At 38.9% G+C, this 20,036-nt stretch carries 18 protein-coding genes and 2 pseudogenes; 6 read left to right on the plus strand and 14 right to left on the minus strand.

Going from position 1 to position 20,036, the window contains the following annotated elements; all coding sequences use genetic code 11:
- The first annotated feature begins 49 nt into the window (after positions 1-49).
- Entirely contained in the window at positions 50-943 is an 894-nt protein-coding gene (locus NST16_RS15140; protein ID WP_340887369.1) for a DMT family transporter, read from the plus strand.
- Positions 944-1,147: 204 nt separating this feature from the next.
- Here the strand turns inward: NST16_RS15140 and NST16_RS15145 are convergent, their stop codons facing one another.
- The 4 genes from NST16_RS15145 to NST16_RS15160 all read right to left on the minus strand — a co-directional run bounded on the left by NST16_RS15145 (position 1,148) and on the right by NST16_RS15160 (position 6,970).
- Positions 1,148-1,573, minus strand: coding sequence for a MaoC family dehydratase (locus tag NST16_RS15145; protein WP_010333159.1), 426 nt, complete (start codon positions 1,571-1,573; stop codon positions 1,148-1,150).
- 392 nt (positions 1,574-1,965) lie between these two features.
- Positions 1,966-2,913 carry a mannose-6-phosphate isomerase, class I gene (gene manA, locus NST16_RS15150; protein WP_340887370.1) on the minus strand — a complete coding sequence of 316 codons (948 nt, stop codon included), beginning with the start codon at positions 2,911-2,913 and terminating at the stop codon, positions 1,966-1,968.
- 13 nt (positions 2,914-2,926) lie between these two features.
- Positions 2,927-4,867 carry a PTS fructose transporter subunit IIABC gene (locus NST16_RS15155; RefSeq protein ID WP_340887372.1) on the minus strand — a complete coding sequence of 647 codons (1,941 nt, stop codon included), beginning with the start codon at positions 4,865-4,867 and terminating at the stop codon, positions 2,927-2,929.
- Positions 4,868-5,017: 150 nt separating this feature from the next.
- Positions 5,018-6,970, minus strand: a complete 1,953-nt coding sequence (locus NST16_RS15160; RefSeq protein ID WP_340887375.1) for a BglG family transcription antiterminator — start codon at positions 6,968-6,970, stop codon at positions 5,018-5,020.
- Between the two features lie 500 nt (positions 6,971-7,470).
- Here NST16_RS15160 and NST16_RS15165 point away from each other — a divergent pair, with 500 nt between their 5' ends.
- On the plus strand, positions 7,471-7,929 hold the full coding sequence (locus NST16_RS15165) for a GNAT family N-acetyltransferase (protein ID WP_340887378.1): 459 nt from the start codon (positions 7,471-7,473) through the stop codon (positions 7,927-7,929).
- A gap of 140 nt (positions 7,930-8,069) precedes the next feature.
- Here the strand turns inward: NST16_RS15165 and NST16_RS15170 are convergent, their stop codons facing one another.
- The 5 genes from NST16_RS15170 to pdxR all read right to left on the minus strand — a co-directional run bounded on the left by NST16_RS15170 (position 8,070) and on the right by pdxR (position 12,897).
- Entirely contained in the window at positions 8,070-8,960 is an 891-nt protein-coding gene (locus NST16_RS15170; protein WP_340887380.1) for a Vgb family protein, read from the minus strand.
- 188 nt (positions 8,961-9,148) lie between these two features.
- Complete coding sequence (locus tag NST16_RS15175) at positions 9,149-10,021, minus strand: YitT family protein (protein ID WP_010333153.1); 873 nt, start codon at positions 10,019-10,021, stop codon at positions 9,149-9,151.
- 491 nt (positions 10,022-10,512) lie between these two features.
- Entirely contained in the window at positions 10,513-10,926 is a 414-nt protein-coding gene (locus NST16_RS15180; RefSeq protein WP_340887383.1) for an ArsI/CadI family heavy metal resistance metalloenzyme, read from the minus strand.
- A 64-nt stretch (positions 10,927-10,990) separates the two neighbouring features.
- A complete protein-coding gene (locus NST16_RS15185; protein ID WP_168747036.1) occupies positions 10,991-11,299 on the minus strand; it encodes an ArsR/SmtB family transcription factor in 309 nt (102 codons plus the stop codon).
- Between the two features lie 206 nt (positions 11,300-11,505).
- Positions 11,506-12,897, minus strand: a complete 1,392-nt coding sequence (gene pdxR, locus NST16_RS15190) for a MocR-like pyridoxine biosynthesis transcription factor PdxR (protein ID WP_268450662.1) — start codon at positions 12,895-12,897, stop codon at positions 11,506-11,508.
- Positions 12,898-13,052: 155 nt separating this feature from the next.
- Between pdxR and NST16_RS15195 the strand changes: the two genes are divergently transcribed.
- Positions 13,053-13,916 (plus strand): DMT family transporter, encoded by an 864-nt coding sequence (locus tag NST16_RS15195; RefSeq protein ID WP_268450666.1) that lies wholly within the window; start codon positions 13,053-13,055, stop codon positions 13,914-13,916.
- Positions 13,917-14,308: 392 nt separating this feature from the next.
- Here NST16_RS15195 and NST16_RS15200 read toward each other — a convergent pair.
- Positions 14,309-14,902 (minus strand): annotated as a pseudogene (locus NST16_RS15200) (type 1 glutamine amidotransferase family protein).
- 517 nt (positions 14,903-15,419) lie between these two features.
- Between NST16_RS15200 and NST16_RS15205 the strand changes: the two are divergent.
- Positions 15,420-16,310, plus strand: coding sequence for a DMT family transporter (locus NST16_RS15205; protein WP_326332646.1), 891 nt, complete (start codon positions 15,420-15,422; stop codon positions 16,308-16,310).
- Between the two features lie 136 nt (positions 16,311-16,446).
- Here NST16_RS15205 and NST16_RS15210 read toward each other — a convergent pair.
- The 4 genes and pseudogenes from NST16_RS15210 to NST16_RS15225 form a co-directional block, all read right to left on the minus strand.
- Positions 16,447-16,624 (minus strand): annotated as a pseudogene (locus tag NST16_RS15210) (MFS transporter); the annotation flags it as partial.
- 41 nt (positions 16,625-16,665) lie between these two features.
- Positions 16,666-17,289, minus strand: coding sequence for an FMN-binding negative transcriptional regulator (locus tag NST16_RS15215; RefSeq protein WP_340887392.1), 624 nt, complete (start codon positions 17,287-17,289; stop codon positions 16,666-16,668).
- A gap of 23 nt (positions 17,290-17,312) precedes the next feature.
- Entirely contained in the window at positions 17,313-17,831 is a 519-nt protein-coding gene (locus tag NST16_RS15220; protein ID WP_340887394.1) for a GNAT family N-acetyltransferase, read from the minus strand.
- 23 nt (positions 17,832-17,854) lie between these two features.
- Positions 17,855-18,307 (minus strand): MarR family winged helix-turn-helix transcriptional regulator, encoded by a 453-nt coding sequence (locus NST16_RS15225; protein WP_340888385.1) that lies wholly within the window; start codon positions 18,305-18,307, stop codon positions 17,855-17,857.
- Positions 18,308-18,421: 114 nt separating this feature from the next.
- Between NST16_RS15225 and NST16_RS15230 the strand changes: the two genes are divergently transcribed.
- Both NST16_RS15230 and NST16_RS15235 read left to right on the plus strand, forming a co-directional pair.
- Entirely contained in the window at positions 18,422-19,066 is a 645-nt protein-coding gene (locus tag NST16_RS15230) for a YczE/YyaS/YitT family protein (protein WP_268444381.1), read from the plus strand.
- Between the two features lie 230 nt (positions 19,067-19,296).
- Positions 19,297-19,989: a hypothetical protein gene (locus NST16_RS15235; RefSeq protein ID WP_340887398.1), complete on the plus strand. Its 693-nt coding sequence runs from the start codon at positions 19,297-19,299 to the stop codon at positions 19,987-19,989.
- The last annotated feature ends 47 nt before the right edge of the window (positions 19,990-20,036 follow it).

The raw sequence follows: 20,036 nt of genomic DNA on the forward strand, positions 1-20,036 counted from the left end.
ATAACACACTAAATCACTGGTTGGTTTTTGTAGAGAAGGAGTGAAGATCATGAAAAAGAAAACTGTTCAACTGATTATATCTTACAGTCTTATGATTGGATTGTGGGCATCAGCTTTTCCTGGAATTCGTGTAGGTTTGGAATACTACACACCAGAACACCTTGCTTTATTTCGTTTGTTAATCGGATCTATGGCGTTGTTACTTTTTGCTGCGCTGACTAAAATGCGCTTACCTGACATGAAAGATGTCCCTGTCATCTTATTATTAGGGTTTTTAGGTTTTGCACTATATCACCTTTTGCTTAATATCGGTGAAAAAACAGTTAGTGCCGGGATTGCAAGCTTACTCGTAACCACAGCACCAATCTTTTCTGCGGTGTTATCTCGACTGTTTTTTGGTGAACATTTTGGTTTTTCTAAATGGATTGGCTCTATCATTAGTTTATTGGGTGTGTCATTTATTACATTTGGGACAGGAGATCATATGCATTCTATGAAAGGGATTTTGTTTATCCTGCTGGCAGCTTTTGCAGAGAGTATTTATTTCGTTTTTCAAGCCCGCTATATAAAAAAGTATGGATTTATTCCATTTGTAACGTTCACAATTTGGGGTGCAGTCATACCAATGCTTGTTTTTCTTCCAGGTTTATGGGGAGAGTTTATACTCGCCTCAATGAATTCCACATTGTCTATCGTTTACTTAGGTTTATTCCCGACGGTTATCCCATACTTTGCGCTTGCATACGTAACTTCAATCGTCGGTCCTTCTGAAGCAACGACTTCACTTTATGTAACACCTGCTTTGACACTGGTGATTTCCTGGGTGTGGATAGGCGAAATGCCTGCATTTATTTCACTGCTAGGCGGAATAGTTACTGTCTGCGGGGTGTGTTTCACCTACATAAATGGAAGCAAAATGAAGGTGGTAAAGGAGATTAAATAGTTCTAATTTTCTTTTCTTTACCGCCTTGATGCAAGTATCGGTACTCTGCTTCCTGTCATTGCAGGAATGACAGGTTCCATAAAAAAATGCATGAACAAAAAAACATACCAATATGATTTGGTATGTTTCTTTCTAAGATGAGCCTTTAACATTGATATCCATATCAATAGGTAGTTGATGATGAAAAACTTTAATTTACATTAGTCACTGCTTAATCAATACCGATAACTCACCTTCAAATACTTTCTCTTCTTTATGATTATAAGTAAATATCAATACAGTAAGTATTCCCGTTCCACTTTTCTTTGGTTTCTTATCTACCACCTCAACAACTGAATGCAATTCATCGTCTGGATACACGGGTTTTATGAATTTAATATGATTCATCTCTGTTCCAGCGATAATATCGTCGCCATAGTAACCCTCTTCAATCCACAGCTTAAAAGAAATGGCTAACGTTTGTATTCCAGAAGCGATGATTCCATTAAATCTGCCTTGATTCGCTTTTTCCTCATCTACATGCATATATTGAGGGTCAAATTCTTCCGCAAACCTCATTACATTTTCTTTTGTTACCCTAAAAGACTTTGTATGAAATACTTGTCCAATCGCAAATTCATCAAACTTCATAAATACACCTCTTATCAAAATATTCCTTCAACAACTAACGCATTAAAAATACTTTATCATATTTCATGTGGATCATCCTTTCCATTCTTACCTATAAAACTTGTCAGATCAAATGTTGGGTTTCGGGAAAGACACATTTGAAATAGCCAACGTGACATACCCAAAGATGATTTTGCGCATGAAATAAAAAAACTGCGTTTATAATAGGATAGCTTGTTTTTTTACAAACAAATCAATCAGAAACACATTTCGTCTTTTCTTTTGCTTAAAGTTTGAAGCGTGAAAAAAGATACCAGTGGTATCTTTTTATATTTAACTATTCATTTAGCTCAAAATGAGATCACTTTGGTTCGTTCTTTATATCAAAAATGAAACTGGTATAAAGTTTTATTTTACAGATGAGATACGATACACTCCGCATCCCCTGTGAGTTTGAATTCCCCAAACCCGTAAGGCAGCAACATATGATCTCCTTTTTTAAAGTCATATGTACGGTCGCCGGAGATTATCCGGCCTTCTCCTTCGATGACACTGACAAGATGGAATGATTTTTGCTGTTTTAAACTTGCTGATCCTGTTAAATCCCACTTTTCCACTGAAAAATAAGGGCACTCAATCAATACGGCTCTGTGCAAATCATCTGTTTGTTCATATTGAACCGTTTGCTGATCCGGTGCAAATGGTACGTCTATCACATCTATGCTCTTTTCCAAGTGGAGCTCGCGAAAATTGCCTTCTGCATCTTTTCGGCCATAATCATATAATCTGTAGGTAGTATCGGAATTCTGCTGCGTCTCTAAAATGAGAATGCCTTTCCCAATCGCATGAACGGTGCCGCTTGGCACATAGAAGAAATCCCCCGGTTTTACCTTTACGCGGCGCAGGAGCTCGTCCCATTTTCCAACTTCTATCATCGAGATCAGTTCTTCCTTTGTTTTTGCGTTGTGGCCATAAACGATTTCTGCATCTTCTTGGCAGTCTATGATATACCAGCATTCCGTTTTTCCGAGCTCCCCTTTTTCGCGCATTTTTGCATACTCATCTTTCGGATGCACCTGAACGGATAAGTCTTGATTGGCATCCAGTATTTTTGTGAGAAGAGGGAAGCGGTCCCCCTTCAGATGTCCGAATAAATGCCGATGATGGTCCCATAATTCGCTGAGCGTAAGCCCCTTGTATATCCCGTTTTGAACAATGCTTTGTCCATTTTGATGTGCTGCAAAAGCCCAGCATTCTGCCGTCCGTTCTGACGGAATGTCATAGCCGAAAGCTGTTAAAGCGGTGCCGCCCCAAATCTTTTCTTTGAAAACTGGCTTGAAAAATAGCGGTTCAGCCATCATGAAATCCTCCCCTTTATATGATTTCATCCAGGAGTTTGTATGCTTCTTCTTTTGTCTGCACAGAGAGCAGCCTTTCCCTATAGCTGTCATCCATCAGTTTTCGAGATAGCATTTGCAGCAGTTTCAGATGCTGGTTCCCTCCGCTATCTTTCGGTACAGCGATCATAAAGATTAACTTTGCTTCTGATCCATCAAGACTGTTCCAGTCAATGCCTGATTGTTTGATTCCGAATGCCACACTAGGCTTCTTGACCGCATCAGACTTCCCGTGCGGAATCGCGATATTCATGCCAATCGCCGTTGTCCCCTCTTGTTCGCGATTCATGATCGCTTGTTTAAAACCGCTCTCTGAATGCAGCATACCTGTTCGGGACAATTTTTGAATCATTTCATCAATAATGTCATCTCTGGTTTCGCCTGATAAAGTTGGTTCAATTAGATCTATACTCATAATATCTGTCAGCTTGTGAATATCCGTCTTCTCCATCTGTCTGCTTTCCGCTTCATTGTGCTGTTTCGGAACGTCATTCGCTGCTGCAGCTTCACTCAGCTCGGCGGGTGAAGAAACCGGAATATCTTTTTTTAGTACATTAACTAAAAGAGCGGTGGTAAGAGATCCGGCAATCACTGCAATAAAAAACATCAATACATGATCAACGGCGCCTAGTACTGCAACTATGGGACCGCCGTGTGCTACTCTGTCTCCGACATTGCCGATCATAGCGATCACAGAACCAGTCATAGAACCTGCCATAATCCCCGGAATGACGCGAAGCGGATCCTGTGCCGCGAATGGAATGGCTCCTTCAGTGATGCCGAAGAGTCCCATGGTAAATGATGCTTTTCCCATTTCTCTTTCCGACTCCTGAAATTTTCTTTTTCCAAAAAACGTTGCGATCCCTAGGCCGATCGGCGGTATACAAATGGCGACGGCAATCGGTCCCATAATTTCATAGTTTCCTTCTCCGATCATGGCCGATCCAAACAGGAATGCCACTTTGTTTACGGGACCTCCCATATCAAATGAAATCATTGCGCCTAAAATCAATGCCAGCAGGATGGAGCTCGAACCTTTCATACCCGCCAGCCATACCGTTAAAGATTCGAAAATTTGGGCTACAGGTGCACCGATCAAAAACACAAACGCCAAACCTACAATTAGTGAAGCGAACACTGGAATAATAATAATCGGCATAATCGGCTGAATCGCCTTTGGAACCTTCAATTTTTTGATCCAAAGGGCAGCATATCCCGCCAAAAAACCGGCGATGATGCCGCCGAGGAAACCGGCGCCGCTTGCACTGCCGTAAAAGCTTCCCGTCGCTGCAATGTATCCGCCGATCATTCCTGGTACAAGCCCGGGCTTATCAGCGATGCTGTACGCGATATATCCGGCCAAAATCGGGATCATGAATGAGAATGAGGCACTTCCGATCTGTTCAATCGTTTTCCAAAAAGATTCATCCGGAATGACTAAGCCTTTCGGTGTTTTCTCACCTCCAAGCGTCAATGCAACCGCTATCAATAATCCTCCGACGACGATGAATGGAACCATAAAGGAAACACCGTTCATTAAATGACGGTAAATCGGATTTTGTTTTTTCTCCTGTTGATTGCCGGCTTCCGATTTTGAAGCTGAACGGTAGACCGGCACATCGCTGCTAAGTGCTTTTTGAATTAATTCTTCCGGTTTGCGGATACCATCCTGAACCCCGACAGACAACAGCTTTTTTCCTATAAACCGGTCTTTGTTTACCGAGCGGTCTGCAGCGATAATGATCGCGTCTGCTTCACGAATCTCCTCTCCGGTCAGCTCATTTTCCACCCCGATTCCGCCTTGGGTCTCGACTTTCATTTGGACGCCTAATCTGTCGGCAGCTTTTTGCAGATTTTCAGCCGCCATATATGTATGGGCAATTCCATTCGGACATGATGTAATCGCTAACAGTTTCATACGAGTCCTCCTTTAAAGTATGAATCATAAGGCCTGTAACAACTGTATATCAAAATCATGCTTGTAAAAGCGCTGTTTTTTACCGTTAATTCCGGAAAAACTAGCATTTTTCCATATACAAAAAAAAAGCAGGGCATCGAAGCCCCGCTTTTAATAATCCAAATAAGATAAAAATCTCATAACATTTGTTTCCTTCGTCAGCTTATGAATGAATGCCGGCTGCTCACTCAGATATGACAGTTCATGGAACAATTGCTTTGTCATGTTTTGATCCTCGTGTTTGACAGCCAGCATAAAGACGAGTGACACTTTTTCGGCCCCCCAATCAAGCGGCTCTTTTAATGTGGCAATCGCAATCGCTGATTGTTTAATCAATTTAGAGTTTGCATGAGGAATCGCAATGCCAGCTCCAATGTTTGTCGCCGACATTTTTTCTCTCATCACAGCATGAATGGCATACTCCTTTTCCACATAGCCTTTCTCGTATAAAACCATTGCCATTTGTTCAATCAGCTTATAGCGATGAACTGACTCTTGCTGCAAAAAAACTAAGAAAGGAGTCGTATTGTTCAGCATCTTAAACGTTTTTTGTGTTTGGCGTTGCGATACGTCAACCTGATCCATAAATGCACTTAGTTTCTTCTCCTCAGAAGGCTCCAACAGCGGTGATACAACAATATGAGGAATCGGCACATGTTCTAACGCTATCGTGGAAATGACAAGATCTACGTCCCCATGCTTTGTTGTGTAATCTGCTAAATCAGCTTTTGCAATACAGGCCTTCACCGCGATTTGATGAAATTTCCGTTCAATTTTTGTTCGCAGCAATTGTGACATTCCAATGCCCATGTGGCAGACGATGATTGCCTTTTTACGCTTCTCGCTGCTGTGGTGCAAACGTTCGACCGCAGCTTGAAAATGCAATGTCAGATAAGCGGCTTCTTCCTCAGGAATAGAAAGAGCAAACGTTTGATTGATATCTTCCAGAACGTCAATGATCATATGAAACAGATAAGGGTACATTTTTTTTATGTCATTTAGCATTGGATTTGATACAGAAAGATCGTAACTAAGCCGGTTTAGCACTGTATTGAGATGGATGTTCAATCCGTTGATCAAATCCTGATCATTATGAAAATCAAACATTTTCAGCTCTGATACACGATCGATTAAATGCCGCACAACCATAGGAAGCAAGGGATTTTCCAGAACCTTTTTCTCTTCTCCCTGAGCTCGAAAACGAACTTTTCCGCCGAGTATATGCAACGTTACATACACGGCTTCTTCTCTAGGGAAGCGGATGGCAAAAACCGCTTCCAGCCGTTTTAAACATGTCATTGCCCACTGATATTCTTTCTTCTTTTCTACTGCTGCCATTTCTGTTGGCGAAATCGAGATGGGCTGCTTCATTTTGATTCGGCGTATCATCAGCAATGTATGCAATAATAGATTCTCGAACGTTTCATCTGTGAAATAGATAGAATGGTGCTTTTGCAATGTTTTGAATTCATTCGCCACAAATTTCACTTCATGACTTAAGAACTTGCTTTTGATAAATTGACTTGTAAACTCTGGATTAACAATCAAATCAGAGATTCTGGCTAATGCTTTTCTTTTATTTCTTTCATTTCCCTCAATCTTTAAACCGAGCCGCTGCTTTGACACCAATTTGAGATCAAATCGCTTTAGCCACTTTTCAATTTCATGTAAATCCCTTTTGATGGAAGACTTATTCAAAAAATGCTGAGCAGCAATTTCTTTTGCTGACACATGTTTTGGGTTCATTAATAATTGATAAGCGATTTGCAGAATTCTTTCTTCATCGGACTGGTGCTTTGAGCCAAAATGTTCAGTACCTAATTGTTGAGTTAACCGGGCCCTTTCATGTTCTTCTATATTTAAATAGACACCTAATCCTGGTTTGCGAATGAGCTGAGCAGGGGAATGTTCATGCAGATAACCTTCGATTGTTTTCAGATCATTCCTGATCGTTTTTTCAGAACACTTTACCCTGTCGGCGAAATCTTGCACGACTAAATAGTCATCAGGTTCAGATAACAACAGATACAAAATGTCTTTTTGTCTAGTATTCATGTATCTCATCTGTTTTTCTATCCTTCCTGTGTTTCACTCAAATGATGTACGATAGTATAAGTATACTATAGGAGAAACCGCTTACATTATAAAGTAAAATACACGCGCTAAAAGTTTCGTTTTTTACCGAAACTTCCGGAAAAATTGGATTTTTGCTCAGGAAATTCACCTGTTCATCAATAAAAAGAAGATGCTCACCATAAAGAATGTTCAGGTAAAACTAATTTATGAAAGAGCACCTAGTGTACCGCAAGACTCCCATACAGGGTTAAAAAAAAGAGCAGCTCCTCAGCTGCCGCGACAAAACTATGAAAAGAAGTGATGTTAGATGAGCTATCAGTTAAAGGTTATAAAAAGGATTTAATGAAGGTTTTGTTCAAAAGTAAAGTTGGGGGATTAACTACAGAACTCATTGTTTTTTATAAGACTACATGATGTGGATGAAAGCGTAACAATTGATCTGAAAAGCTTCTGTCCTTTTCAGATAAACAGATAAAAGGAGAATGACTATGAATATTGAGATAAAGGCGGTAACTGAAGAGAATCGTGAATCTATTCTGTCTCTTCATGTTCACAAGAGCCAAATATCATATATAGAATCAACGAAGCAATGTCTAGAGGAGGCAACAAAATGTCAGTATTATAAACCTGCTGGACTTTATTACGAAGGAGAATTAGTCGGTTTTGCTATGTATGGATGGTTTCCAGAAATTGATGAAGAAAATAAAAACGGAAGAGTGTGGCTTGACCGATTTTTCATTGACGAGCATTTTCAAGGTCAAGGATTAGGAAGCATGATGCTTGAAGCTCTTATTCATCACCTTGCTGAGCAATATACATGTAACAGAATTTATTTAAGCATTTTTGAGAACAACATTCATGCTTTGCGCCTGTATCAAAAATTCGGTTTTACATTTAATGGCGAGCTCGATTATAACGGCGAGAAGGTCATGGTAAAAGAACTATAAGTACTTAATTTTTTGAAAATCTACGTTGATGAAACCTCAGTTTCAGTTAATGTACCATTATTTCAGGGAGATGAAAAAGCATACAATGTTCTAGGTATGCTTTTTAAATCATGCATTGTTCTTAGACTAAACCTCAATGTTTATTTCAGAAAGCGTAACTTTCCGATTTTATTACACTCTAATGCGAACCATACGCAGCCTTCTTTGTCACAGCCAATTCCGTGAGGTTCGCCATTAGGGGTTTGGATTGTATATTCTTCAAAGGTTCTCTCTTTCGTTAACCTTCCTATTTTATTTGCTCCCCATTCAGTGAACCATAAATCCGATTCGACTCCCGCAGCAATAGCATGAGGCCGGGCATTTGGTGTAGGAATATCATATTCCGTTATTTCGCCGGACATCGTGATCCTTCCTATTTTATTCCCCATTATTTCTGTAAACCAAAGGTCACCATCATTTCCGTTTGCAAGACCGACTGGTGCTGCTCCCGGTGTTGAGATTGGGTATTCCGTTATTTCTCCTGATCCTGTTATCTTGCCAATCGCACTGTTTTGATTTTCAGTGAACCAAAGCGAGTCATCGGGCCCCAACGTAATAAAAGAAGGATATGATTCTTTATTCGGCAGTTCATATTCATGAATCATACCTTCTGCTGTCAACCTCCCTATGCGATTTCCATTCATTTCAGTAAACCAAATATCACCGTGAAGACCTTCAGTAATTCCATAAGGCGCTGAATGTGCATGGGGTAATGGGTACTCTGTAAATACGCCCGTTGCTGAAAGCCTTCCAATTTTATCTTTCCCGTTTTCAGTAAACCAAATATCACCTATTGATGATATAGTCAAACACAGCACTCGTGCATCAGGAGTTGGAACAATATATTCTTTGATTGTTCCATCTTGATGAAGACAACTGATTTTATTTGCTTTATGTTGAGTAAACCATACATTTCCTTCACGAGAGACCGCTATCCCATAAGGACCCGAATCCGCTTGTAACATATCTATTTCTTGCAGCTCAATATTCAAATAAATCCCTCCATTTAAGCATAACCTGATACAAAAAAGCCTCCTATTCTCATTATACGAGACAGGAGGCAATGTAATTCCAGTACAGATTTTCTGAGCAAATGACAGAAACAATTTAATATAAAATTTCTGAGGCTTACCATTTTAAAAGCGGTTTCTCGCTTTTAGGTTAGACGTTGTGTTTTTCTCTAATGACTCGTATGTCTTCTAAAATTACTGCCCTTCACTTCAGCTACGTCATATACGGTAACAAAGGCATTTTTATCAATTTCATTAATAATTTCCTTTAGTTTTGTTTCTTCCAGGCGGTTGATGACACATGTAATTTCTTTAAATTTCTCGTGGGAAAAACCACCATACGCTTCTTTATAGGTAGCACTTCGACCTAACTGATCACGTATTGTCTCTACCATTAATTCAGGCTGGGTTGAAATAATTTGAAAGGTTTTAGAACCACTTAAGCCTTCCTCAACGATATGTATAACTTTAGACGCAATGTAGTAAGCAATGACTGACAGTAATGCCCCTTGTAAGCCAAATACAATGGATACAAAAATAAACACAAAAAGGTTTAAGAATAAAATGAGATCGCTCGTTCCAAATGGCAATTTTCGAGATAGCAGCACAGCGAGCATATCAATTCCATCCAATGCGCCGCCATTACGTAAGGCCAACCCCATTCCCAATCCAAGGATAATCCCGCCAACAACGGTTATTAGCAAGGTATCCCCCTCTATGATAGCTGGAGTATGGTGAAAAAACATTGTACCTGCGGCAAGTGATACGATTCCGATAATGGATAATAATGCAAAGTCTTTCCCGATTTGCTTATATCCTAACCAGACAAACGGGATATTTAAAGCTGCAATAAGGACTCCTAATGGCAAATCAAATAGCTGTGAACCAACGATACTAAGGCCTGTCACCCCTCCATCAGACACACTGTTTGGAATCAATACGGTTTCCAGTCCATATGCCGCTATAATTCCTCCAATAATAACCATTATGACTTGCAGAATCCTTTTTATTTTAATATGCTTTTGTTTTTTGTTCGTATTCATATCATTCCTCGTTTCGAATATTTAGTCTTATTTAAATATACCATAATAGAGTTATTTGTACTAAAGACCATATTCAGAAGGTATATGTATATTTCCCAATAGTAAACCAATAAATGAATTCCTCTGATAAGTTCCAGAACTTGCTTCTACATGTTCATAGCCCGGCCGACTTCTTCCCTTGGGGTGCAAAGTATAAGCCGAAAAGGAATTCTGAAAAAACGGTAAACAATCAAAAAAGGTAGAAAATATCATAGTATTTCTGTGAATCGTTGTTTTTATAGACTTCTTCATTGTTGTCGCTTCATTTGCCTCAAGCCGAACCACCCCTAGGTGAAGCTGAGGATATAAAAATGATGAAAAAAAGAAAGGTGAAAAAGAGCAACAAGTGCTGCTCCTTTTTACTATGTTCAGCTAAGCGAGCTTAATGTTTATGTTTACCCACTCTGCCTAGCTGGAGGAAATTTTGACCTTCATCTAAATAATTAACACTTTCACGCAGGTGTTACACAACAAGAGGGAGAAACTTGTTGTGGGTCATCATTATTCGGCTTGGTATAGAAAAACTCCCATTCATTTCCGTCGGTATCTGTAACCCAGAATTTATCTTGGACTGCATAACAGCATGTTGTATTCATTTCCTTACGTGCAAAAAAGCCTTCTTTTTCAAGCCGCTCCTTATGTCTCAACACTTCATCTACACTATCGACTTGGAATCCAAAATGATTCACTTGGTTCCCTTGCACCTGATCACGAACATTCAACGTAAAATTCAATCCCGGTTTATCTAACAGAAACTTTGCATAGTCTGTTTTTACTTTTACAGGTTTCACTCCAAAAACTTTTTCATAGAATGTGATCGAATCCCCTAAATTGGTTACATTCACTCCTACATGAACATACATCATAATGATTCCCCCTTTATTGATATTCATCAAGAAATATTGATTTAATGGTTAAAATGTAACCGCATCATCCCTCCCTGCTCTTTCTAAATACACAACAAACCTCTTCTGACAGTAATTGGTTGAACTCAGGATTATTTACATCATAATAGCTCCATGTTCCCTTAACTTCTTTAGTAATTAAGTTCGCGTCCAGCAATATTTTAAGATGATAAGAAAGCTTTGATTGAGTCATATTAAAGATCTCAGTCAAATCACAAACACAGGTTTTTCCTCTTTGACAAAGTTCATACATGATCTCTAACCGTTTTTGATCTGCTAGAGCTTTAAATTTTTTCTCATAAATCTGAAACAGTTCTAATTTGGTATCATTCATCATATCACCTCTTTAATCAATTTTTTTTGATATATTAATTATAATCATAAATTTTCATAAAATTCAATAAAATGAACCGATTTTTTTGATTAAAGGCAAAATACAAAAGCCGTTTTCGTATGATTTTTCTGCCAACATTGTTAATCTCCGTCACTCGCTCTTTTATTCAACCTGAAGGAATATCAAATGGCAAACCTGAAAGCTCCTTATATCTCCCAAGCAGCTTTCAGCTTTTTTATGCCTTCTCGTATGTTGACTTCCGAGACCCCTGCAAATCCAAGTGAAACCGTTTTTGTAGGAGGATGTTTTTGATAAGAAAGAGAAACCGGATAAATTTTGACTCCATATTCCTTTGCCTTCTCAATTAACTCTTTTTCACTGAATGGCAAGAAAACATCTAGTAAGATACGAAGTCCAGAATTTTCCCCGCGAATCCTGACGTGTTTTCCTAATTCTCTTTGCACAGTCTCTAATAAAATGGCCCTTTTCTTTCGGTATAGCTTTCTCATTCTGTTGATGTGTTTTTGCCACTCTCCATTTTTTATAAATTGAGCCAGCGTCAGCTGACTGTGGCAGGACACTGTTTGCTTATATAAAGAAGTGATGTCATGGCCTTTTTCCAAAAGAGGCGAAGGGAGAATCATATAGCTGATACGCAGCGAAGGAAGAAGAGATTTAGAAAAAGTGCCCATATAAATGACACGGTTATGCTGGTCAAGCCCTTGCAAGGAGGGGACCGGCTGTCCTGTGTATCTAAATTCTCCGTCATAATCGTCCTCTATGATGAATGATTGATTGTCTGCCGCCCATTTGAGCAGCTGCATTCTTCTGTTAATTGTCATGATTGTTCCCAGCGTAAATTGGTGAGAAGGGGTGACATAAACAAGGGTTGGCTGGTGTTCTTTGATCTTCTGTATACAAATTCCTTCATCGTCGACCGGTATAGGAACGATATTCATACGATTGGCTTCAAAAATCTTCCTAGCTCTTGGATAACCCGGATCCTCATATCCTATGAAAATATCCGGTTCAAAAACCTGGCACAAGATTTGCAGAAGAAAAGGGTTCCCGGCACCTATGATCACTTGTTCAGGGACACAATGAACTCCGCGTGATTGATACAGGTACTCTGCAATAAGTGTTCTCAGCTCAAGCTCCCCTAAAGCATTTCCTGGCCGATAAAGCTCTTGGCCATATTGGTCTAAACTATTGACCATACTTTTTCGCCAAGCGGAAAAAGGGAAGTGAGATGAATCTACATTTCCATAGTGAAAATCAATCCATTGTTCATTTTTCTGCGCTTTTTGTCTCACTGGTGATGTGCTAAACATTTTACTATGGACAAAATCAGCATCATTATAATCAGCAAACCATCCGCTTCTTGGCTTGCTCACAATATAGCCTTCAGCAGCAAGCTGTTCATAGGCACGCTCAACAGTCGTTTGACTGATGGAAAGCTGACTCGCCAGAAGCCTCTTTGATGGCAGTTTCATTCCTTTTTGAATACGCCCCTGATGCATGTTTTCTTTGAAATACTGATAAAGCTGCTGATAAAGCGGAATATCCAGATTTCTATTTAAAAAAGGCGTGATATCCATTTGCTCGTTTCCCCTAACTGGTATGCATTTTTTTATGAAAACTGGCTGTTTTTAAAAGGTCAATTACAGTTTATAGTCATTGTAATCCTTAAATACAGGTTTTGCCAGAGAAAAAATGATCTTGTGAGAAGAAACATATGATGGAGTGATTGTAAATGAACAAAGCAACAAATGGCTGGATGAATGGTTTTCTGGGGGTGCTCATTTTCAGCGGATCGCTACCTGCGACCCGCTTGGCTGTGGCGGACTTCGATCCGTTGTTCCTCACCGTATGCCGCGCTGCGATAGCTGGTGTATTGGCCGGGGCGCTCCTTCTCATCTTCCGGCAGCAGCGACCCGCCAAAGGTGACATAACTGCGCTATTGGTGGTAGCGTTCGGCGTGGTGGTTGGTTTCCCGTTGCTGACAGCCTTGGCGCTTCAGTATGTCACATCCGCCCATGCCATTGTTTTCATTGGACTACTTCCGCTCGCGACGGCGATCTTCGGCGTACTTCGCGGAGGGGAACGCCCCCGGCCAGCCTTCTGGATTTTCTCGGCTGCAGGCAGCTTACTAGTAGCAGGATTCGCCCTCATTCAAGGCGGAGTATCCTCCCCGATCGGTGACGCATACATGCTGGCTTCTATTGTCGTATGCGGACTCGGTTATGCAGAAGGAGCACGGCTCTCACGGCGGCTGGGAAACTGGCAGGTGATCTCTTGGGCTCTCGTTCTGTCGCTTCCTCTTATGCTGCCATTATCATTCTATTTTACGCCGGACTCATGGTCGGGCGTCGGCGTTCCTGCGCTGCTCAGTCTTGCGTATGTATCTTTATTCAGCATGCTGATCGGCTTTGTGTTCTGGTATCGAGGTCTCGCCCAAGGCGGTATTGCGGCGGTTGGACAGCTGCAGCTCCTCCAGCCCTTCTTTGGACTGCTGCTTGCCTCAGTGATTCTGCACGAGAAAGTGGGCTGGGCACTCGTAGCAGTGAATATCGCCGTTATATTGTGCGTGGCAGCTGCTCGGCGATTCGCAAAGTAAGAAAGACTATGCAAAAACGGGGAAAACCTTTGTTTATTCCATTTTACTTTAACTGAATGTTGTAACGAGCGAAATAAAAAGAAGTAAACTGTAAAAAGCAAAGAGAACATTAAAAAATACCAGGGGTCTACACCCCTTGGTATCTTTGATGCGGCCGAAAGACTTGAACTTTCACGGATTATTCACCTACTAGTCCCCTAAATCAAAGCTTATTTTCTTTACACTCCGTAGTAGTGGTGTTATGGGCATGTATGCCACATAACAATGGAGGTGGAGGAACCTAAATGTTTCAATCAGTTTCGGGTTAAGAGGTTTGTTTTTATTACAATACATCACTTCTTAGTATTATTAAAATAAGTTTATCATCAAAAAACTCAGTTGAATGATTTCGATCATCTCTCTATTGAATTCATTAATTGGTAGAAGTATTCAGGCTGATGAGTCTTATTGAGGTTATACCATGAATATAATGTACCTGGCGCAAATACATCTAATTTTTTCAGTACTTCCATCGCAAATTCCAGAGGAGCTACGCCTGATGCAGTAATCAAATTCTCATCAGATACCGCAGGCTCCCTCTCATAAAATGTTTCTCCTTTATAATGAGGGCAGACCATTTTAAGATACGCTACATCATTGCTTGTATGCTTTCTAGAATCTAGGTATCCCATATTCGCGAGGCCCTCCGTTGCACCGCAAATTGCAGCAACAATAGTGCCAAGTTCTAAAGCTTCGCCAACTTTTTTCAAGATAGGCTGATGAATATCTTCTCCCCAAGTATTCCCTCCAGGTAATATGAAAAGATCTTTATTCTCAAGGATACACTCATCAATAGAAATATCTGGTTTTATGCTCAGACCTCCCATCGTAGTAACCATTTCTTGATTAGCTCCTACTGTAACTACTTTTAAAGGTACTGCATCTTTTTTGAAATATCTTCCTTAGTTTAGTTCAGCAATCAAATATCCGTATTCCCAGTCTGACATTGTATTACATACATAAAGATAAAATTTTCGTTTGCATTCAATCACACTCCGATCCTATTGATATACCCTATTATAATATGATAAAAGTAAATAAGTTGTATTTTTTTACATCTGAAAAATCAATGCAGAAAAAGTTGCTTACTCCGGAAAAGAGACCTTAAGCAGAACCGTTCTGCGCCAAGGGTTCCTTTTTGTGTGGGGTGAGTTATTATTTAAAAGATGTTATTTTATGAGCCGTAATCAAATATGAAACATTCATATCTTTCAAGAAAAAATTTCATGTATAATCTAGTATAACCATCTTTTCGTCATATCCAGTTTTTCAAAAATACGCATATACATAGGGGGATTCGCATGCCACACTCAAATACAACTCTATACACTTGGAAGCCATTTTCAACTTCACCGCCACCGCCGTTTACTCCAGCTGTTGAATCAGCAGTGAATAAGCTTATATATAAAACAGATTAAAAATCTGCGAAATATAAGCTGTTTCGCAGATTCGAAGGAGTAGACAATGAAATCTAAGATTCAGTTTATATTATCAATGATCATTTTCGGCACAATGGGTTTAGTTGTAAGATACATTGATTTATCTTCGAGTGAAACAGCTTTACTAAGCAGTTCAATTGGATGTCTATTTTTAATAGTCGTGTTCATGATGATGAAGAAAACCATTCCATGGAAATTAGTCAAAGCGAATGCTTATACTTTATTTCTTTCTGGTATTGCATTAGGAGGAAATTGGATCTTTCTTTATCAATCGTACAATCATACAACACTTACTAATGCCACACTAGGGTATTACTTTGCACCTGTATTTGTCATGATCCTCTCACCATTTGTCCTTAAGGAACAATTATCTGTCAAAAAAATGGTTTGTATTGGTGTAGCGATCATAGGCATGGTTTTAATTGTTGGAAATGGCATAATTGCATCTGGAACAGGTGATCTGCTTGGGATCTTTTTTGGATTAATTGCGGCTGCATGTTACGCTGCATTGATGTTACTAAATAAATTTATACACCGCATGGGCAGGTTGGAGATTACAATCATCCAACTTGGATTAACAGCAGTCCTGCTCTTGCCATATGTATTTTTCACAGAAGGATTCGGTATCTTTGGAGTATCTAGATCATCCGTTCCTTTTATCATCATTTTAGGGATTGTAAACACTGGGATTGGATTTTGGTTATTTTTCTCGGGTATGCAAAAATTAAAAGGACAGAGTATTGCTATGCTAAGCTATGTAGACCCATTTGTAGCTATATTAATTTCTGCCATTATCCTACGAGAACAAATGACCATTGTTCAAATGCTAGGTGGCGCACTCCTTTTAGGCTCAACATTTGTTAGCGAGAATAAATCAATCACATTTTCCAAAACAATTAAAGAAAATATCAGCTAAGTACCGTACAAAACAGTGGGAAGCATTTGTGACCCGCTGTTTTGTTCTTTTGTTTGGAACTTGTCCCAAACTAGGTGCCGATTACTTCTATTACTATTGTGACTTGTTAAACCTGATGAGATATTAATAGGAAATGCTATACGTGAAGTGCATAAAAAAATAGATTAGAGTCACTCCGAGATAGCAGGGCATAACTTGTATTAAAGATCAACACCCCCGAAAGAGCCCCGCCAGAAGCACCCGCTAATAGAATTAAAAACATCAAGTGTTCCTCGAACTTTCACACAAGTTGAAGGCGTAGAATCAAAAATTTGATTACTATTCATTAATTCAAATTTCGCTAATAAAAGTGGACTTATATTTCATCTTTTAATCGCTTTTCCATCAGTTCTGCCATTTGTTTTGAATTTGAATCTCCTTCATTTCGTAATTGATCAATGATATTCATATAATCCTCTTCATTTCGGTTCTGACTTAATTTATAGGAAGCCTGAATTTCTCCCACCTTCATCTTAAATCCGACAATACCTTTCAGTTGGCTTTCTAAGAGCTGAGGAGAAAGCTTATCCCATAAAACTGGATTCTTACGATGTTTTTCGTATGTTTGCAGCAACATTGTCAGGTCATGTTTTAACTCTTCTTCGTTCAAGATGCTGGCTGTGCCGTATACATGTACGGCTTGATAGTTCCACGTTGGGACATTTTCCTTTTCATACCAAGAGGAAGAGATATAGGCGTGCGGTCCCTGAAACATAACAAGCACATCTTCACAGGCTTCAAATGTTCTCCATTGAGGATTCCCATAAGCAATATGCCCCGTGATATAATAAGTATCTCCCTCTTTCATTAACTGCAATGGCAAATGAGTTGCAATTGGTTTCCCTTGTGCTGTTGTGACAATTGTGCCAAATGAGTTGTTTTGAACAAAGTCCCAAATGTCATCTACATTTGTCACCTTATAGTATTTTGGAATATACATATAAACCCGCCTTTCATAAAGAGTTATACGAGTGTTTTGATCATGATAAAGTCTATTTGTTCTTCATCACCCATATAAAAAGAGTGGACTCCAGTTTGAACAAACCCCATCTTTTCATAAAAAGCAATAGCATTTTCATTTTTTTCCCATACGCCTAGCCAGATTTTCTTTTTATTAGATTCCAGCGCAATTTCCACAGCTTTATTGAACAGATGTTTGCCAAGACCATGTTTTTGAAATTTGTTCTTGATATAAATCCTCTCGATTTCTAGTGATTCATCACCCATTTCTTCAGACTGAGCCTCATTGGTATTGATCTTTAAGTATCCAGCGACTTCATGATTCAAATAAACAAAAAAGAATTGTGAAGAGGTATTGGATAATTCCTTTTCCAACTGTTTAGAATGAAATGCACGTTCCAAATAAGCTTTCATATTTTCTGGCGAATTCTGGTTCCTGAATGTATCATTGAACGTTTCAATACTTATTTCTTGGAGTATTTTTAAATCTTCATGGCTGCACTTTTTTAGTTTTATACTCATGCTCATATATGCTCCTTTTAAAATTAATAATCTCTCTTGTTCCCCTTTTTTACATATTCCCAATCAACTTCTACATTCTTTCTAATTCGTTGAAGAAGGTAAAAAATGGTTTCTGCTTCTTTTTCAGAAAACCCCGCTAATGCGACACTATTCGAATGATCATTTTCTCTTTTTATAACGGGAAACACATCTTTCCCTTTTTCTGTTGGAAAGAGTTTTTTTATCTTTTTGTTATGATCATCATCCATCTTTTTAATAAAACCATTCATTTCAAGCTTTTTTATGGCACGAGCCGCTGTTGTTCGGTCTACTTTAATCATTTCAGCTAATTTTTCTTGAATGATTCCTGGGTTTTCACATATTCGGACAAGGTACAAATACTGCCCTTTTGTGAGGTTATATTCTTTAAATTCTATATTGCTTATCGAATCTAATGCCCTGGCAATCATTCCGATTTCGCGAAGAATTTCCTTCATCATGACCTCCTTAGTACATATCTTTGTTGCAAATACAACAAAGATGCCATATATTAAATATAAATTAACTTTATTGTATTTGCAATAAAATGAACAAAAAAGAGGTCGAGTACAGTGAAATATATTGTTTATGTATTAGGAATTTTCATTTTAACCCTTGGTATTTCTTTCACGATCCAATCAAACCTTGGAACTTCACCCTTTGATGCAGTTGTGGTAGGACTGTCCAAGAATGTGGGGCTTACAGTGGGAAGTTGGGAAATCATAATAGCGTTTATATTGATATGTTGTAATTCATTTTTGAAAAGACAAAGACCAGAAGTTTTGGGGATGTTAACAGCATTTATAACGGGAATTGGCATTGATATGTGGCTTTTTTTATTGCACAATTTGTTAACACCTGACCTATGGTACAGCAAAGTGATTTGTTTTGGAATCGGCTTAGTTGTTATAGGATTAGGAACTGCAACCTATTTGCACACAAATTTTGCACCGATTCCAGTTGACCGATTGACATTCATCATAAAAGAATTAACCAGAACAAATATCTTTTTTTCGAGAACATTCATTTACCTCTTATTCTTGATAGCTGCAATCATTTTAAATGGGCCAGTTGGCGTCGGGACTTTATTAACCGTTTGTTTAGGAGGTATAATCCTTAATTCCTTTATGCCATTTACAGAACAGATATTAGACCGCATATTCACACACTCTAGTACATCACCAAATGATGAAATAAATAAAAAGCATTCAATATAGTTGATAAAAGATAGGGAATTCCTCAATTAATGCCACCCGTATATCGTGTGGTCATCATTTCAAAAAGCTGTCTAGATTTACTCGATTGATCTAGCATTCGTTACCTCTCCTATAATTTTTTCGAACTTCATTTCTATTCCATGGTAATATTAGGTATAACCAACTGAAAAATCAACTGAATAAATTAAGAAAAGCATGTAAGGCTGTTGATGAGGGGGAGGAATGAAATAATGAAGAAACTGAGAAATATTTTTTATTGTAATGCTGTCCTGATGCTGCTCGTCTTATTGCTCGTTGGATGTATGGGCGGTAAGGAAGAAAAATCAAATAATGATTCTTCATTACACTCTGAAGAAAATAATAATGAGACTGACGATAGCAACCAAATAAGCAAGGGTGAATCAGAGACAACAACAGGATCAGAAAAATCCGTAACAAATGAAAATGCTTCAAAAGAATCCTCAACAGATGAATCACAAGAAACCTCTTCAGAAGAAGTAAGAAATGAGGAGAAAAGCCAAAAAGACAATGTATTAGCGGAATATCCCTCTGAGAAAATCGAATATGCCAGAGTTTGGTTGCAGCTTGGAGCAAATCAAGAGCTAGATGAATTGAATGTTCGGCATATTTCGGCTGGCGAACCAATCAATCCAAATGATGACACCAGTGCTAGCTATCCGGAAGATGTTATCCAGTTAGCAGGCTCTCGTTTAGTGGATGGCTCTGTAACCTATAGCGGTAATGGCGACGGCACGATTAAAGTATATAATGTTCCTTTACGCTGGGATTCCTCTGATGATGTAAGTAATGGCGTAATGCGGGAAGTGACTGAGAATATAATAAAAAATACAAAAACCGTGTACGTTGATACAGGAGACAGTGAAAAAATCAAGCGCCTCATTGACATAATGGCTATTCATTAATCAGTTATCGGTTTATTTAAACGAAAATGCCAAACAAAATAAGGGGC

It is taken from the genome of Bacillus sp. FSL K6-1005, assembly GCF_038000225.1.
Classification (GTDB): domain Bacteria; phylum Bacillota; class Bacilli; order Bacillales; family Bacillaceae; genus Bacillus; species Bacillus mojavensis.

Excerpts from the sequence above, each read along its gene's own strand:
- NST16_RS15140 (WP_340887369.1), top strand. The coding sequence starts at position 50 with ATGAAAAAGAAAACTGTTCAACTGATTATATCTTACAGTCTTATGATT.
- NST16_RS15145 (WP_010333159.1), bottom strand. The coding sequence starts at position 1,573 with ATGAAGTTTGATGAATTTGCGATTGGACAAGTATTTCATACAAAGTCT.
- manA (WP_340887370.1), bottom strand. The coding sequence starts at position 2,913 with ATGATGGCTGAACCGCTATTTTTCAAGCCAGTTTTCAAAGAAAAGATT.
- NST16_RS15155 (WP_340887372.1), bottom strand. The coding sequence starts at position 4,867 with ATGAAACTGTTAGCGATTACATCATGTCCGAATGGAATTGCCCATACA.
- NST16_RS15160 (WP_340887375.1), bottom strand. The coding sequence starts at position 6,970 with ATGAGATACATGAATACTAGACAAAAAGACATTTTGTATCTGTTGTTA.
- NST16_RS15165 (WP_340887378.1), top strand. The coding sequence starts at position 7,471 with ATGAATATTGAGATAAAGGCGGTAACTGAAGAGAATCGTGAATCTATT.
- NST16_RS15175 (WP_010333153.1), bottom strand. The coding sequence starts at position 10,021 with ATGAATACGAACAAAAAACAAAAGCATATTAAAATAAAAAGGATTCTG.
- NST16_RS15180 (WP_340887383.1), bottom strand. The coding sequence starts at position 10,926 with ATGATGTATGTTCATGTAGGAGTGAATGTAACCAATTTAGGGGATTCG.
- NST16_RS15185 (WP_168747036.1), bottom strand. The coding sequence starts at position 11,299 with ATGAATGATACCAAATTAGAACTGTTTCAGATTTATGAGAAAAAATTT.
- pdxR (WP_268450662.1), bottom strand. The coding sequence starts at position 12,897 with ATGGATATCACGCCTTTTTTAAATAGAAATCTGGATATTCCGCTTTAT.
- NST16_RS15195 (WP_268450666.1), top strand. The coding sequence starts at position 13,053 with ATGAACAAAGCAACAAATGGCTGGATGAATGGTTTTCTGGGGGTGCTC.
- NST16_RS15205 (WP_326332646.1), top strand. The coding sequence starts at position 15,420 with ATGAAATCTAAGATTCAGTTTATATTATCAATGATCATTTTCGGCACA.
- NST16_RS15215 (WP_340887392.1), bottom strand. The coding sequence starts at position 17,289 with ATGTATATTCCAAAATACTATAAGGTGACAAATGTAGATGACATTTGG.
- NST16_RS15220 (WP_340887394.1), bottom strand. The coding sequence starts at position 17,831 with ATGAGTATAAAACTAAAAAAGTGCAGCCATGAAGATTTAAAAATACTC.
- NST16_RS15225 (WP_340888385.1), bottom strand. The coding sequence starts at position 18,307 with ATGAAGGAAATTCTTCGCGAAATCGGAATGATTGCCAGGGCATTAGAT.
- NST16_RS15235 (WP_340887398.1), top strand. The coding sequence starts at position 19,297 with ATGAAGAAACTGAGAAATATTTTTTATTGTAATGCTGTCCTGATGCTG.